Below are 16,269 nucleotides of genomic sequence, written 5' to 3'. Positions count from 1 at the left end.
CAAGCAGCTTTTAAATTGTTTTAAAAAGGATATAATGGGCTCCTTTTTAAATAAGCGCCTGAATCTTCAGGGAGGGAAATCCTGTCATAGACAGGCAGTTATAAAAATTTGTATTTAATGCAGCAAAAAATAATATTGTTGTGGTGATTGATGTACCTGAATTACTGGAAATTTGACCGGCTCCCATTTGAAAGCGTCCCTGACCCTGAGTTTTACTACCTCTCTGCCTCCCATGAGGAGGGGCTCACACGCCTTATCTATGCGGCACAGATGAGAAAGGGGAGCGCCATGCTCTCCGGCGAGATAGGCTGTGGTAAAACTACACTCTCAATGGTCTTTGTAAGGGAGCTCCCCATAGAAAAATATGACACAGGGATAATCGTAAACCCAAGGCTTGAATCCATTGAGTTTTTACAGGAGATACTCTACCAGTTCGGCATAAAGGATATCCCTGATACAAAGGTAAAATGCCTGAGAGCCCTCAATGAAAGGATGCTTGCCAACCTTGAGGCCGGAAAAGAGACCCTCCTTATTGTTGACGAGGCACAGATACTTAATGAGGCATCATTTGAGGAGATAAGGCTCCTGTTAAATTTCCAGCTTAACAGCAGGTTTCTCATGACCATCATCCTTATTGGTCAACCTGAGCTTATTAAGAAGGTAAAGGAGATCGAGCAGCTTGACCAGAGGATAGCCATAAAATATCATCTTACACCCTTTAACCTTGAAGAGACTGCCAGGTATATTATCTTCAGGCAGCAAAAGGCAGGCGGAAGGCTCAACCTCTTTTCTGATGATGCAATGGAGAGGATATATGAGCATACTGGCGGAGTACCGAGAAGGATAAATAACCTGTGTGATCTCTCCCTTCTTGTGGGGTCAGGCACAAAACAGGAGAATGTCAGCAAAAAACTGGTGGAGAAGATAATCAGCGATGGTGCGCTTTTCTGATATAATAAGGATCAGGGATAAAAAGGATGCTGAAAATAAACAGCCTGCGCATCCAAAGCAGGAGGGGGGCTTCAGGCTCAGCGATACACCCCTTTTTTCACCTGTAAATATTGTATCCCAGGTCATAAAAGAGCCCACTCACAATAAAAATGGGGGTGCAGAGGCTGAGAGATATTACAGGGTTTTATTGGAAAGGGCGCATGAAACCGCTGATATCATAAGGGGCGATATAGCTGTAAGCCCTGCCAACCTGCTTTCTGATCTCCACATAATCCTGGAAAAGGGGCTGACAAACTCAATCTATGAATATGCCATGAAACGGTCAAAAGAGAGCTATGATCTTGCCTCCCATTCTGTTGATGTTACCTTTACCGCGCTATTGATCGGTAAGGCCATGAACTATGACATGAAGATGTTGATGCGGCTTGGCCTTTTAGCCATGCTTGAAAACGCAGGGATGTATATGATCCCTGAAAATATCCTTAAAAGCACGGAAAAATTATCAAATAATGATATTGCCACAATCAGGAGGCATCCTGAAACAGGGTATCATATCCTGGTTACCTTAGGTGAAAGATACGCCTGGCTTGCTGAAGCCGCAAGATGCGCTCATGAAAGGGTTGACGGCTCAGGTTATCCGCTTGGTCTCACTGGAGAGCGCGTTCCTGAACTTGCATCTATCCTTGGGATTGCAGACACCTATTGTGCCATGACAGAAAAAAGGCCATACAGGGATAGCTATTTACCCCATGAGGCAATAAGGCATATAGCTGAAACAGGCAGAGACCTTTTTCTCGTTAAGCCTCTTAAGGCCTTTCTTTATGAGCTCTCCCTTTTCCCTGTCAACACATATGTAAGGCTTAATAATGGTTTTACAGGGCGGGTCATATCTGTTAACAGGAGCCACCCCCTGAGCCCTGTACTTGAGATACTCTATGATACTGAGGGGCACAAAACAGAGGAGGGGTTTCAGATAGATCTTACCCTCAATCCTTTGCTGCATATAAAAGAGTGCATAGACCCTGATAAAATGGAGATTAAGGAGATCAATTGAGCTGTAACTGTTTCAATCTGCCAGGATACCTGAAGGTGGCAAAAAAGAGAAAGGGGATAATTATCTCTGCAATTGCGGTCTCACTGCTCTTAAGCCTTATCTTTACCGCATGGCGGGCCATGCCGCCCATGTACCTCTCCTCATGCAGTATAAAATTTACATCTGCACCTGGTGAAGGGGGTTTATTAAACAGGCTGCTTTCAATGCCTGCTGATGAAATTGAAACGCAGCAGGCAATAATGCTGAGCCATGATTTTCTTGCAGGCGTTGCGGCAAAGACCTTACTGATAAAACCAGGCATGCGGGCGGATGACCCGAAGGTAAACGATATTATCGAGGATTTAAGATCCAGATTATCTGTTGAGAGGGAGGGCAAAGCAGATATCCTCCGCGTCAAGGTGGTGGACAAAGACCCTGATCATGCACTTAAACTTGCAGAAACCCTCTCATCCACACTTATTAAAGACTATAGAGATGCGCATGATAAACGCCTTGATGAGGTTATCGCACATATCAATGAAGAGCATCAGGCCACAGTCGATAAACTAAAGGCAAAAGAGGAGGTGCTTGAAAGGTTTATCAGAGAAAACAGGCTTGTTTCCATTGATCTTGAGGGAGAGGCTCTGTTTGTAAAGAAAAATGAGATAGAGGGTAAGGCTGGTAAAAACAATACAGTGCTTGAACCTGAACTGAAAAAGGTAAATGAGAATATAGACCTCCACATGGATAAAAAGATAGAATTTGACCGGCTGAAAATGGAGATTGAATCACTGAGGAATATATCAGCTTTTCTGGAGAAAAAGAGACAGGAGACCATGATAAGAAAGGCGGAAAACCCCGATGATGTAAGGGTCGTAACCCCTGCACAGCGCGCTGCCCTTCCATACAATGAACCTGATTACCTGAAAACAGTGTTATCAGCTCTCATAGCGGGCATTATCCTGGGGCTGATACTTACTATAATTATTGAGGCTATAGACCACTCCGCTGTTTTAATAGAAAAACTGGAAAAAGAACTTAAGGTAAGGGTTATAGGGATCATACCTGGTGTTGAGCAAAAGGATTTAGCCTCTGGCAAACCTGACAGCGGTAAAAGAGGAGGGGCAGCCCCATCAGCAGAACAATCTATTGCCCTTGTGACCCATTTTGCGCCGGGGACCCTTGTTTCCGAGAGCTTCAGGGGGTTAAGGGCAAATATACAGGCGGCCCTTCATGATGGGAAGATAAAGAGCATTGCTGTAACAGGCAGCTACCCTGGCGAAGGCAGGAGCACTGTTGCAGTAAACCTTTCCATTGGCCTTGCACAGGCAGGGCTCAGGACACTTCTCGTTGGGTCGGACATAACTAACCCTGACCTCGCTGCATGGTTTTCACTTGATGAATCGCCCGGTCTTACAGATATACTCCTGGGCTCATCTCAATGGGAAGAAACAGTAAAGACAGTCACAGAGATGATCATAGGGGGCATGACCCTTGACCGTATAATGTTAACGCCTGGCCTGGATAAACTCAATATCATTACAAGGGGTGCCTTACCCGAAAAGCAGGGTGAACTTCTCGGGACAAAAGGGTTTTCTGAGTTTCTCGATGCGGTAAAGAGTGCCTATGATATTGTAATCCTTGATTCAACGCCTGTGATTTCCAGCGCAGACGCAGCTACCCTGGCCGCAAAGGTCGATGGAACAATTGTAGTGTATAACCCTGCACAGGTCTCCATGCGGGCACTTAAACGCACCCTTACCCAGCTTTCACGTGTAAGAAGCAACATCATAGGCATTACCCTTAACTGTGTCAGGTCTGGACTTATCCCTCAAGCCCTCAGAGAAAAATATGCACGGAGAGAGGTGCGCGACAGTGAAATGCATGCGCCTGTTAAAAAGAAAAACATTGCAAAGACGATTATACCCCTTGCCGCCATTATCATTATTGCTGCATTGTGTTGGCAGAGGGATTTGATCTTTAAAGAAAGGACAGCGACAACGGTGCCTGAGTTAGTTAAGGCCCCTGAAAAGGCTTTAGAGAAGAAGCCGCTAAAACCAGAAACACCCGAGATTAAACCCGATGATGCAGATATACCCGCCTCAAAGGCTCCTGTGGGAATAGCGGTTGAAAAAAGTGTTGCAACTGAAGCGGTTGATCAGAAACAGCCAGAGGTTGCCCCTGGACCCCCTGCACCTGCTGAGACAGAGACAGTGTTTATTTACCAGGAGGGCAGATTCCCCTATTCTGTATATCTGGGCTCATTCAACAGTACGAGTCAGGCAAAGAGGGCGATTGATCACTTTGCAAAATCAGGGATTGCATCATTCTGGGTAAAGGTCAACCTTGGGGAAAAGGGGATATGGTACAGGGTATATTCAGGGGAGTTCACTGATAAAGAGGGTGCAGAGGCATTTATTAATGAGAAAGCAATAAAGGATGGCGAGATCAGGAAGGCGCCATATGCTGTTTATACCGGCGGCTTTACTGACAGGGCGGCCCTTGAAGGCGTGGCCAGTATCCTGAAGGAAAATGATTATTCACCATATATCATTGCTGATGAAAATTTTGATAATCTTCTTAACGGCGCATTTGTTACAAAGGCAGGGGCAGAGGAGCTGAGCGCGGAGCTTAATGCCCTTGGGATCGCAAATAAAGTTGTTTTACGATAATTTTAATGTGTTGAAGAAATGACTTTACTTAAGACATATTATCTCCATCTTAGAAATTTCATGTATTGACCGTGGAATCCAGTTTTTTTTGGAGTGAAAGGTATAATGATATATCTAAAATGGGTTTCAATCCATGATCGGGACAGGCCTGTGTGCCTGCCCGGGGATGGCGGTGCACATCCCCAAATACCGGGCGGACACGCAGGCCCGCCCCTACCTTGTTAATACACACAAATCTTTTTTTATTTCTCCCTTACCCCAAACCCCATCTGATCAAGCAGTGCAAGGTCATGTTCAAGGGTTCTCCCATCTGTGGTCAGGTAATTACCTGTCATCATCCCGCTTGCGCCCGCATAAAAGATGAGGGGGTGCAGTTCCTTCAGGTTCTTTTCTCTGCCGCCGCAGATGATGATCTCTTTATCCGGTAAAAAATATCTGAAAAAGGCGATTATCTTTAGGCATTTAATTGGTGTAAGCCTGCTCATCCCTCCATAGGGGGTGCCAGGAATAGGAACAAGAAAGTTAAGGGGTATTGAGTCAACGCCTAGCTCCTTTATATCAGATGCAAGCTCAAGAATCTGCTCATCTGATTCACCAATACCCAGGATACCGCCAGCGCATATTTCCATGCCTGCCCTTTTTGCGGACCTTATGGTCTCTATTCTCTCATCATAGGAGTGGGTTGTGCATACGCCAGCAAAAAGGCTTCTGCTTGTTTCAAGGTTGTGGTGATACCTTGTTATGCCTGCCCCCCTTATAAGCTGCATCTCTGCATCCTTGAGTATCCCCAGGGATACACACTTTTTTATCCTATTATCATCAAGGCCCTTCATGGCATCAATAACTGCCTCTACATCCCGCACTGGCAGCCCCCTGCCGGTTGTAACAATGGAGTACCTGTTTATGGGGCTCTCCTGTGCATAGATGCCCCCTTTTAAAAGCTCATCCTTTGGCAAAACAGGGTACACAGGTGCGCTGGTATTTGAAAATGAAGACTGTGAACAGAATTTGCAGTCCTCTGAGCATCTGCCTGACTTACCATTGCATATGGTGCAGAGGTGTATCTTCATGCCAAAGTATTTTTGTCTAATCATATCTGCCCCGCCCATGATGGATAAAAGCTCCTCATCAGGGGCAGAGAGAATTTCCAAGTATGCCTGGTTGTCCGGGGTATCACCATTAAGGATGCCCTCTGCCAGTTTTATATAGCATCCAGTATCTTTCATGTCCTCTTTCCAAAATATTTGCGGAAACCCTGTTTAAGGCTTTCCTGGGTTATTTGCTCCATAGGTTCAATCTCTGCTATCACCTTAACGCCCCCGAAATGTTCTATTGCATCACGGTTGCCTTTATTCAGGGGGCCATTCATTACAACACCGAGTACCTTGATATTCTCATGTTTCAGATGATTGATAGATAATAATGCATGGTTGATTGTGCCAAGGCCGCTCCTTGCCACCAGTATAACAGGGGCGTTGCACCTTTTCATAAGGTCTATCATAAGCTCTTTTTCATTGAGCGGCACCATGATACCGCCTGCCCCCTCAATTATAAGTGTTTCTCCTTTATGAATTTCCGGGATGATAAACTCTTCAAGATCAATATGCATACTCTCCAGTGCTGCTGATTCATGGGGCGAAAGAGGCGCCTTAAGCCTGTATGTCTCCGGGAAAAACCTGGATACATCAATAGCTGTGTGCCTTTTTACCCACTCTGTATCGGTGATATTGGTTAACCCGCTCTGGACAGGCTTCCAGTACCTTGCATTAAGGCCCAGCATGAGTATTGCAGAGACAAGAGTCTTTCCAATGCCTGTGTCTGTGCCTGTAATAAATATCCTCTCTGGTAATTTTATATTTGATTCTGTCATACTCAATTAATCTCCCGCCACCTTTTGAAAAGTGCAAGGAGCAGATCAACATGCCCCTCATTATGGGCAGATGTTATGGCAATGCGTATCCTTGACTGCCCCCTGGGCACAGTTGGAGGCCTGAAGGTGGTTGCAAGCACACTGTTTTCTAAAAGCCATGCAGAGAGCCTTAATGCCTCCTCTTCATCCCCGATAATAACAGGGATTATATGTGTTGCGGATTTTCCAGTATCATATCCCTGTTCTGCCAGCCCTTTTCTGAGCCTGGCAGAATTTTCCATAAGCCCTTCCCGCTCTTTGTCCATCTGCGGGATGAGTTCAATGGCTGCATCTATTGCGCCTATTACCCCTGGCGGAAGCGCTGTCGTGTATATAAATCCGTTGCAGAAGTTGATTATATAATCCCTCATCATACTGTTAGACGATACATATGCCCCGAATGAGCCTACAGCCTTTGAGAATGTCCCCATTACCATATCAACATCTTTGTTGCTGCTTATACCCATTCCATTTTTACCCATAACACCTGTTGCATGCGCCTCATCAACCAGGAGCAGTGCATCATATCTTTCCGATAATAAAATAAGCGCATCAATATCAGCCATGTCACCATCCATGCTGAAGATGGACTCAGTAACAATGAGCCTCCTTGTGTGAAGGCCAACACCTTTTTTAAGGATATCCTCAAGGTGGTTAAGGTCATTATGGTTAAATGGCGTCACATAGCAGCGGGAGAGTTTGCACCCCTGTATAATGCTGTTATGGTTAAGAGCGTCCGAAAGAATAAGGGTGCTGGAATCGGTAATGGCAGGCAACAGGGATACATTTGCCTGAAACCCGGAGTTGAATACAATGGCGCTTTCATGGCCTGTGAGTCTTGCAAGCCTTGCCTCAAGCTCGTCAAAAAAGCGAAGGTTCCCGCATACAAGCCTTGAGGCGGCAGAGCCTGCACCATATCTTTCTGTGTATTCTATCATGCGCTGTTTTAGCAGGGGGTGAGTTGAAAGGCCAAGGTAGTCATTTGAGCAGAAGTTGACCATTCGGCGCCCGTTTACCTCTACCTCTCCGCCAGCCAGGGGTAGCACACTCTTAAGGCTGCGGAACAGGTGCCTCTCTTTCCGCTCTTCAAGTGCGGAGGATATGAAACTGTATTTATTCAACTTTATACCTTTACTCCTCTGCAAGTCTTCCCATTGCATCAATAATTATATCAAGCTCATGATCCTGGATTATGTATGGTGGCATGGTGTAGATAACCTTGCCAAATGGCCTGAGCCATACGCCCAACTTTATAATCTTTTCCTGGATAGATTTAAGATCAACAGCCTCTTTCATCTCTATAACACCGATTGCCCCCAGTGCCCTGACATCAGCCACTTTTGGTGCATTCACATAAGCCATTAACCCCTTTTTTAACCGTGCCTCTATCTCTGCTACCCGCCTTTTCCAGGGCATGGATAAAAGGAGCTTTATACCTGCAACAGCAACAGCGCAGGCAAGGGGGTTTGCCATAAATGTGGGCCCGTGCATAAATGCCCCATCTTTGACCGATGATATGGTCTCTGCCACCTCTTTTGTTGCAATGGTGGCGGCTAGGCTCATGTAGCCCCCAGTAATAGCCTTCCCAACGCACATGATATCAGGGCTGATACCCGCCTTTTCACAGGCAAAAAGGCTCCCTGTGCGGCCAAAGCCTGTGGCTATTTCATCTGCTATAAAAAGCACATTGTATTTACTGGAAAGCTCCCGCACCCTTTTTACATATTGAGGAGAGTAAAACCGCATGCCTCCGGCACCCTGCAAAACAGGTTCAAGGATAATGGCGGAGATCTCCTGATGGTGATCATGCAGGATTTGTTCCATGCCCTTTATCTCATTTTCATCCCATTCCTCGTTATACCCTGTAGCCGGGGCATCCGCAAAAAACTGCTTATGGATTACATTTTCGAACATCTGGTGCAGACCCTCAGGGGCACACACAGACATGGCCATAAAGGTATCGCCATGATAACCGGATTTTACAGTTAGCAGCCTGTTTTTGTCAGGTTTGCCATCAGCGTACCAGTACTGGATAGCCATCTTTATTGCGATCTCCACGGCAACAGAGCCGGAATCACAGAAAAAGACCTTTTCAAGCCCCTCCGGGGTTATTTCGACAAGCAGGGAGGCAAGCTCAACAGCAGGTTTATGTGTAAGCCCGCCAAACATCACGTGGGCCATATTGTTAACCTGGTTCTGGATAGCCCTGTTAAGCACAGGGTGATTATAACCATGGATTACCGACCACCATGATGAGATGCCGTCAATCAGCTCGGTTCCATCCATAAGCGTGAGCCTTGCACCGCGGGCCGAGGCAACCGGGTGTACAGGCAGGGGCGATATCATGGAGGCATATGGGTGCCAGACATGCTCTTTATCAAAGGAAAGCAACTGCTCAATAGAATTATTTTTCATAAAAACCGCCTTAAAACTTCATAAAAACAGGGTTACAATACCAAAACTTCCGGTCATGGCAAGTCAATAAATATTCAAAGTTGATTATTTTTGGTCTGAAAGGTATGATGAAGCTGCTCCACCACTAAGAAATACACAAATAAAATAAAGGTTGTATAATGGATTAAATTAGTCTATTAAAGGCGACTTTTTGATTTTTAACAGTAATAACAGGAGATAATAAAATGAAAAACATTTCTAAAATAACATTATATAGCGGTGGCCACAAGGGGGCCGAGGCTGAGTTCGGCAGACTTGCAGAAGCATGGAAACTTAATGAGGTAAATTTTTCCTATGAAGGACACATTGCGGAGCATACTAACAACCTCAAAGTTCTTTCTGCTGAAGAGCTGAAAAAGGGTGATATCAGCATGGAGATAGTTTCCATGAGGATGAAACGTAACTACTCAAAAGCAGACAAGATTCGAAAGGTTATTCAGTCCATTTTTCACATGATAAATAATGGCTATCATGTAATTACAGTTGGCTGGATACAGGCGGATGGCACTGTAAAAGGGGGCACAGGCTGGGGTGTTGAATTGGCCAAGCTTTTTAATCGTCCACTGCATGTATATGATCAGGACAAAAAGGCATGGTACGCCTGGGAAGAAAATAGATGGATTGAGGATACACCGGTTATAGCATCAGAGACATTTGCCGGGACCGGAACCAGAAATCTATCTGAAGATGGAAAACAGGCACTGCATGATCTTTATAAAAGGTCCTTTGGAAGCAGGTAATTTACGTTAGAGACAAGGCATGTTTACCTGCCTTATTTGTGGCAGGCCTTGTCTCTGCTTTATTTGGTATCTCTCTGGATTCAGGAAATATCAGATATCAACCTGTAATTTATCCTTCTCCAACACCCTGCGGATTGCGCTGGCTATGTCAAACATGCTGACAGGCTTGATCATAAATTCATTTACCCCTGCCATCTGGGCCTTTTCATCGTCAATCTGGTCACTATAGCCTGTGCAGAGGATTACAGGTATATCCAACCTTATGGCCCTTACCTCCTTTACAAGCTGCAACCCGGTTATTCCGGGCATGGTCATGTCTGTGATAATGAGATCAAATCCTGCAGGGTTATCTTTAAAGATTTTAAGTGCATCCCTGCTGCTGTTAGATGTGGTTGCTGTATAGCCCAGCCTTGCCAGTATCTTCTTCATTGCTGTAATAGCAGCCTCCTCATCATCAACAAAAAGCACCCTTTCCTTTCCCTTTTTAACCTCTGTTTTATTATCTTCCACCATAACTGCTTTTTCATTTGCAAGGGGAAGATATATGAAAAAAGTCGTTCCTGCATCAGGGGAGGTTTCCACAGCGATCCCACCTTCATAACTTTTTACAATACCGTGGATTATAGCAAGACCAAGGCCTGTGCCCTCTCCGGGACCTTTTGTGGTAAAATATGGTTCAAATATCCTGTCAATAATATCAGGAGGGATACCGGGGCCAGTATCTATTACAGATAACCTTAGATATTGCCCGGGAGGCAGGTCACAACCGGGCCTGTCCCCATCTTTTTCATCACCATTATCCAGGGTAACAGTTATGATACCCCCATTTTCCTTCATGGCATAGGCAGCATTTGCACACAGGTTCATTACAATCTGATTTATATGGGTAGGGTTTGCCAGTATGGCATCATTATTGGTATTCATTTCAAAATTTATCTCTATTGTTGCAGGGATAGTTGACCTTAAAAATTTCACCGCCTCCTTGACTGCAAGAGATGCCCTTAACACAATCCTGCTGTCCTGCCCCTTTCTCGCAAATGTGAGTATCTGCCTTACAAGTTCACGCGCCCTTATTGCAGCCCTGTAGATCTCTTTCATACTTGCCTGAAGCGGGTTGTCAGGGGCAATATCATCCATTGCGATCTGTGAATGGAGTATAATCGGCGCAAGGATATTATTGAAATCATGTGCAATGCCTCCTGCAAGTATACCTATCCCCTCCATCTTCTGGGTCTGCTGAAGCTGCGCCTCAAGCTTTTTCTTTTCAGTAAGGTCTATCGATATGGCAATGCCCCCGGTTATCTCTCCCTTTTCATTGTAGACTGGTGAAGCGCTCACAAGGGCAGGGAATATTTTTCCGGACTGATTCTTCACAAAAACCTCCCGTGACCAGCTCTCCCCCTCAAGGACTCTGACATGATCCTTCAATCCCTCATCCATGTAGGCGTCAGGTATCATAAGCCTCATCATCTCATGGCCAATCACCTCAGACCTTTTCCATCCGTAGATCTTTTCCGAATATGGGTTACAGTAAACTATCTTCCCGTTCAGGTCAGTGGCGACAATAGACTGTTCCACTGCATCCAGAAGTTTTGCCTGGAACCTGAGCTTGCCTTCAGCGATTTTTTGTATTTGCTGATGTTTACCGCGTGTAAAAAAGATTATGTTTAATGCGGCAAGCCCTAAAATGCATACGGTTGTATAAACAATGGTTATGGCTTTAATTGTGGTTTTCTCAATGGGCTTATAACGTGAAAGAGGTATTGATACGCTTATGCCTCCCCTTATATCTCCCTCTTTATACCCCTGCTTCCCATGACATTTTAGACAGGAATTTTCAGTGATCATTGGCCGCATGAACCTTAAATATTTTCCCTGTCCTGTGTCATCAACGCTTAAGTATTCGCTCTCTCCTTTTTCAAAGGCCTCAAGCGCCTTAACCTCAAAGGGTAGCGGCCCATTCTCCGGTCTGATAGGATTAAGGCTTGTGATATGCCCCTTTATCCCATATTGCTCTTCTGCAAGCTCATGAACCTGCCTTGTCATATATGCTGGGTTGATAAGGGTAAGCGCTTTACCAGATGGGGTAACGATATCCCGTTCGATGATATCTTCAAGATAGGGGTTTGGCCTTGTTCTCTCGGTGACCGGAGCATAGGTGCCTCCATGCATGGAAGACCATCTGCGATAGGCAAGGTCTTTATTATAATCTGCCAGAGCCTCTATCTCCGCAAATTTTATTGTAAGTCTTTTTTGATTCTGGATAGCAAAAGCATAGAAGGTGGCTATCAGGATTGTCCATATGGAGCAGAGGAGGATACAATTTTTATTAATAAGATTAAATCCGCTCTCATGGTTTTTACGCTCTTTTATACCCATTCACATAACCTCTTTTAAGATTTGTTACTGTTCGGGTAAAGGTCATAAAGTTTTCAAAATCCATTTATTAACCACGAAATACACGAAACACACTAAAATTTTAAAACTCTTATTTTTATGTATTTCGTGTGGTTAGTGGACATAGAGGTTTTTATTCTTTTATATTCATAAATAGTATTATTAATTTTTATTCAGGAAGCACTATCTTTTTTTTGTCAGGGTCTTTTTGTTCACGGTATAAGATCACCATATGGCCTATAGCGCCAACCACCTCGGCCTTTGTTGCCTTGCAGAGCATCTCTGTTATCTCAGCCTTCTGCTCCTTTTCCTTGAACTCATTGAACTTTATTTTTATAAGCTCGTGCCTGTCAAGGGCCTGATCTGTGGACTTTACAAGTTCATCAGTAAAACCCTTCTGGCCGATTAACACAACAGGCTTAAGGCTGTGGGCCAGACCCCTTAGATATTTTTTTTGAAACCCTTTTAGATTACCCATAATTATACCTTTTCCTTTACCTGATCAGGGTAGCATTTTGTCAGGAATGTCTTGGCGATATTGCTTGTATAAACAACGATCTGCTTCAGGATATCCATAAGTTCCATGTGGACTTCATGTGTCAAAACAGAGTCAAGCTTTTCATGACGCACCCTTTCCAGATGCTTTATCCTGTACTGGGCCTCAAGGTCAAGGTATTTTCTCTCCCTGCCCATAATGGCAATCGCCTTTTCGATATTCCTTTCTGCCAGAGCCTCAGCAAGTCTATCAATCTGCCGACACACCTTTCCGTGGTATATCATCAGCTCTTCTTTGCCCTCTTTTGAAAAATCCCTTTCAAGCGCATTTTTCTTATGGATCAGTTTAAGCAGGTTCCTGTGGATGAGATCTGCAATGCTCTCCATATCGCTTGAGATAGAGATAAGCCCGTATAGCTCATTTGCCTGTGCGGCAGTTGATTCACGCCTGCTTATATTTATAAGAAACTCCTGTACCCTGTCATTCAGGAAATCTATATGCTCTTCACGCACATCAAGCGCCTCAAAAAGTGTCAAATGGGGATATTTCTCATCTGTGCGGGGGATCTCATTAATCAGCATTTCCCTTTCTTCATCAGAAAGGGAGGTAATATTGCCAGACTCTTTTCTATTCGATATAAAGGGAATAAAAACCGTGTTAAGCATCCGGCTCAATATCTGGGCCATGTAGGAAAGCTCTCTTCTCGCAAGTTCTATGGCGAGCGCTGGGGAAGCTATATTCTTATCATCAAGGTATTTGGGCTTGAGCTCAATCTCCGCCTCCTTTTCGCCTTCAGGCAGGATTTTTATCATGATCTTTGAAAAGAATTTAATAAAGGGCAGAAAGAAAAGACCCAGGCTCACATTGAACAGGGTATGGGCGTTTGCGATCTGACGTGCAACATCGCTCTCAAACCTTCCGGATATATTCCTTACAAGATCGGCAAACACCGGCACCCAGAAGATAAACATCAAAACCCCTAAAACCTTGAAGCACACATGGCCAAATGCAACCCGTTTTGCCTCACGTGAGGAGTTAATTGAGGCAAGCCCGGCAGTAACGCATGTACCGATATTAGCACCCAGAATAATTGGGATGCCTGTTTCAAGGGTTATAAGCCCCTGCTGGGCCAGGACAATTACAACACCCGCGGTAGCGGCGCTGCTCTGTATCAAGCCTGTGAATATTGTCCCCGCAAGAAGCCCCATAAGAGGGGCCTTTAAGCGTCCCATGGTCTCTATAAACAGGGGATAATCACGCAGTGGGGCCATGGTATCGCTCATGAGCTTCATGCCATAAAAGAGTATACCGAAACCCAGGATTATCTCACCTATATTTTTTATCTTTTCCTTTCCTGAAACAAGCTGCATCCCGAACCCTATGGCTATAATAAGCAGGGCATAGTCATCAAAATTAAAGGCTATAAGCTGGGTTGTTACGGTTGTGCCTATATCTGCTCCGAGTATCACACCCAGCGACTGGGTAAAGGTCATGAGCCCGGCCTGTACAAAACTAACGAGCATAACTGTTGTAGCGCTGCTTGATTGCACCACCATAGTTACGAATGCGCCGATTAAGAGGGCCATAAACCTGTTTTTTGTAATGGCATGGATTATATCCCGCATCCGGTTTCCCGCGGTCTTTTTCATCCCCTCACTCATTTTGGCCATGCCGTAAAGGAAAAGGGCAAGGCCACCCAAAAGACCAATAAGAAGCATACCCCAGTGTATACCTGAAGAATTATTATTTATGGCGGAGGAGAGGGGGGAAAATAAAAATACCATTAGCAATGTCATTATGATAATCCTGTTATTGTGCATGTGGCAATATTTCATTAAAATACCCTCATGGTGTAATCTTGGACAGATGCTTCGGTACAATAACATAATGAAAATGATGCTGCCACTTATGAAAACCGAAATCAAATAATTTTTATTTAGGAGGGTAACAATTGCGCCCTGTCCCTGAAACAAGGATAAATAAGGTAAACAGCAAGGGGATTAACCCTGATGGCGGGTTTATCCTCTACTGGATGACAGCAAATCGCCGCCTTAAATGGAACTACAGCCTTGACAGGGCCATTGAATGGGCACAAAAGCTGGCTAAACCGCTAATGGTGCTTGAGGCTATTGACTGTAACTATGAATGGGCATGTGACAGATTCCACGGGTTTATTATCAATGGGATGAGGGATAATTTCAGAGAGGCTCAGGGGAAAAACATCTTTTATTACCCTTATGTAGAACCGGCCAAGGGTAAAGGCAGGGGCCTTGTAATGGAGCTTGCAAAACATGCATGCCTGATCATTACAGATGATTTCCCGGCCTTTTTTATACCGGCCATGCTAAAAAAGATATCGGAGAGGCTTCCTGTTCTCATTGAAAAGGTGGATTCAAACGGGCTATTACCCATGAGTATGGCAGAGAGGGAGTTTACTACAGCTTATTCGTTCCGAAGGTTTTTGCAAAAGACCCTGCCTGATTATCTTGTGGATTTGCCTCAGGCATCTCCGCTTAAAAATCTGCGACTGGAAAAACTAAAATCCCTGCCAAAAGATATAACTGGAAAATGGCCTCCTGCTCCATTTAAATTTCTTGAAAATTACTCAGGAGCGCTTACAAAACTACCTGTAGATCACAATATAAAGGCAGTTGATAAGGCAGGAGGCAGTTTTAACGCTAATCGACTGCTTGATATCTTTATCAATGAAAAACTTTCATCCTATGATGAAAAACGAAATGAACCTTGTGAGGATGCAACAAGCAATCTCTCGCCATACCTGCACTTCGGCCACATCAATAGCCATGAGATATTTTACAGGATACAGGAGGCTCAAGAGTGGCACCCGGGAAAACTGTCCGATTATGCCAGAGGGCAGAAAGAGGGGTGGTGGGGCATGGGTAAATCAGCCGAGGCATTTCTTGATCAGCTCATCACCTGGCGCGAGCTTGGCTTTAATATGTGCAGGTACAATAGGGATTATGATAAGTTTAAGTCATTACCCCGATGGGCCATGGAAACCCTTAAGATACATGAGATGGATAACAGGGAGTATATCTATTCGGAAGAAGAGTTTGAAAACGGCCAAACTCACGACCCGCTCTGGAATGCTGCCCAGGTTCAGCTTGTAAGGGAAGGAAAGATTCATAACTATTTAAGGATGCTCTGGGGTAAAAAGATACTTGAATGGTCACCCACGCCTGAAAGGGCGCTTGAAATAATGATTTATCTTAACAATAAATATGCCCTTGATGGCCGTGACCCCAACTCATACAGCGGCATATTCTGGACACTGGGGAGATACGACCGCGCCTGGGGGCCTGAAAGGGAGATATTCGGCAAGGTGAGATACATGAGTTCTGCAAATACCTCAAGAAAGGTGAGGGTGGCGGGGTATATTAAGAGATATTCATGATTGAATACTTGTAGCTGATTTTTTTGATTTAGCTAACTCTTCTCTTTTGTAGTTATTCAACCAAATTTCATACTGTTTAGCCCGACTTTCGCTATTCGATTAGTGTTTTAGTAAAAATGACGATTTTTCGGGGTATAAGTAACTGTAATTATTAGAGAGGGGTGTGAAAACCCGTTGTAGTGAAGACCTACCCCCTTGAATT

At 44.6% G+C, this 16,269-nt stretch carries 12 protein-coding genes; 5 read left to right on the top strand and 7 right to left on the bottom strand.

Annotated elements, in window-relative coordinates:
* Nucleotides 1–150 precede the first annotated feature (150 nt).
* Genes GX654_14360 through GX654_14350 form a run of 3 tightly spaced genes read left to right on the top strand, consistent with a single transcriptional unit; the run spans nucleotide 151 to nucleotide 4,656 of the window.
* The gene (locus GX654_14360; protein NLD38046.1) at nucleotides 151–951 is read left to right on the top strand and encodes an AAA family ATPase; all 801 of its coding nucleotides are present in this window, start codon (nucleotides 151–153) and stop codon (nucleotides 949–951) included.
* Nucleotides 935–2,005 carry a hypothetical protein gene (locus GX654_14355; protein ID NLD38045.1) on the top strand — a complete coding sequence of 357 codons (1,071 nt, stop codon included), beginning with the start codon at nucleotides 935–937 and terminating at the stop codon, nucleotides 2,003–2,005. Before GX654_14360 ends, GX654_14355 begins: the two co-directional genes overlap by 17 nt.
* Nucleotides 2,002–4,656, top strand: coding sequence for an AAA family ATPase (locus GX654_14350; protein NLD38044.1), 2,655 nt, complete (start codon nucleotides 2,002–2,004; stop codon nucleotides 4,654–4,656). Before GX654_14355 ends, GX654_14350 begins: the two co-directional genes overlap by 4 nt.
* Nucleotides 4,657–4,898: 242 nt before the next feature.
* Here GX654_14350 and bioB read toward each other — a convergent pair whose 3' ends face one another.
* Genes bioB through bioA form a run of 4 tightly spaced genes read right to left on the bottom strand, consistent with a single transcriptional unit; the run spans nucleotide 4,899 to nucleotide 8,980 of the window.
* Nucleotides 4,899–5,882, bottom strand: a complete 984-nt coding sequence (gene bioB, locus GX654_14345; GenBank protein ID NLD38043.1) for a biotin synthase BioB — start codon at nucleotides 5,880–5,882, stop codon at nucleotides 4,899–4,901.
* Entirely contained in the window at nucleotides 5,879–6,526 is a 648-nt protein-coding gene (gene bioD / locus GX654_14340; protein NLD38042.1) for a dethiobiotin synthase, read from the bottom strand. Before bioD ends, bioB begins: the two co-directional genes overlap by 4 nt.
* Before the next feature lie 2 nt (nucleotides 6,527–6,528).
* The gene (gene bioF / locus GX654_14335) at nucleotides 6,529–7,725 is read right to left on the bottom strand and encodes an 8-amino-7-oxononanoate synthase (protein NLD38041.1); all 1,197 of its coding nucleotides are present in this window, start codon (nucleotides 7,723–7,725) and stop codon (nucleotides 6,529–6,531) included.
* Nucleotides 7,697–8,980 (bottom strand): adenosylmethionine--8-amino-7-oxononanoate transaminase, encoded by a 1,284-nt coding sequence (gene bioA / locus GX654_14330; protein NLD38040.1) that lies wholly within the window; start codon nucleotides 8,978–8,980, stop codon nucleotides 7,697–7,699. The genes bioF and bioA overlap by 29 nt, the downstream gene beginning before the upstream one ends.
* 224 nt (nucleotides 8,981–9,204) lie before the next feature.
* Between bioA and GX654_14325 the strand changes: the two genes are divergently transcribed.
* Nucleotides 9,205–9,759 (top strand): hypothetical protein, encoded by a 555-nt coding sequence (locus GX654_14325; GenBank protein ID NLD38039.1) that lies wholly within the window; start codon nucleotides 9,205–9,207, stop codon nucleotides 9,757–9,759.
* 90 nt (nucleotides 9,760–9,849) lie between these two features.
* Here GX654_14325 and GX654_14320 read toward each other — a convergent pair whose 3' ends face one another.
* The 3 genes from GX654_14320 to GX654_14310 all read right to left on the bottom strand — a co-directional run bounded on the left by GX654_14320 (nucleotide 9,850) and on the right by GX654_14310 (nucleotide 14,448).
* Nucleotides 9,850–12,138, bottom strand: coding sequence for a DUF3365 domain-containing protein (locus tag GX654_14320; GenBank protein NLD38038.1), 2,289 nt, complete (start codon nucleotides 12,136–12,138; stop codon nucleotides 9,850–9,852).
* 187 nt (nucleotides 12,139–12,325) lie between these two features.
* Nucleotides 12,326–12,634 (bottom strand): ribosome assembly RNA-binding protein YhbY, encoded by a 309-nt coding sequence (gene yhbY, locus GX654_14315; GenBank protein NLD38037.1) that lies wholly within the window; start codon nucleotides 12,632–12,634, stop codon nucleotides 12,326–12,328.
* 2 nt (nucleotides 12,635–12,636) lie between these two features.
* A complete protein-coding gene (locus tag GX654_14310) occupies nucleotides 12,637–14,448 on the bottom strand; it encodes a Na/Pi cotransporter family protein (protein ID NLD38036.1) in 1,812 nt (603 codons plus the stop codon).
* A gap of 155 nt (nucleotides 14,449–14,603) precedes the next feature.
* On the opposite strand from GX654_14310, the gene GX654_14305 reads away from it, so the two are divergent.
* Nucleotides 14,604–16,067: a deoxyribodipyrimidine photolyase gene (locus tag GX654_14305; protein NLD38035.1), complete on the top strand. Its 1,464-nt coding sequence runs from the start codon at nucleotides 14,604–14,606 to the stop codon at nucleotides 16,065–16,067.
* Nucleotides 16,068–16,269: the final 202 nt, after the last annotated feature.

The organism is Desulfatiglans sp. (genome assembly GCA_012513605.1).
Taxonomy (GTDB): domain Bacteria; phylum Desulfobacterota; class DSM-4660; order Desulfatiglandales; family HGW-15; genus JAAZBV01.
This window is presented reverse-complemented; position numbering and strand designations above follow the sequence as displayed.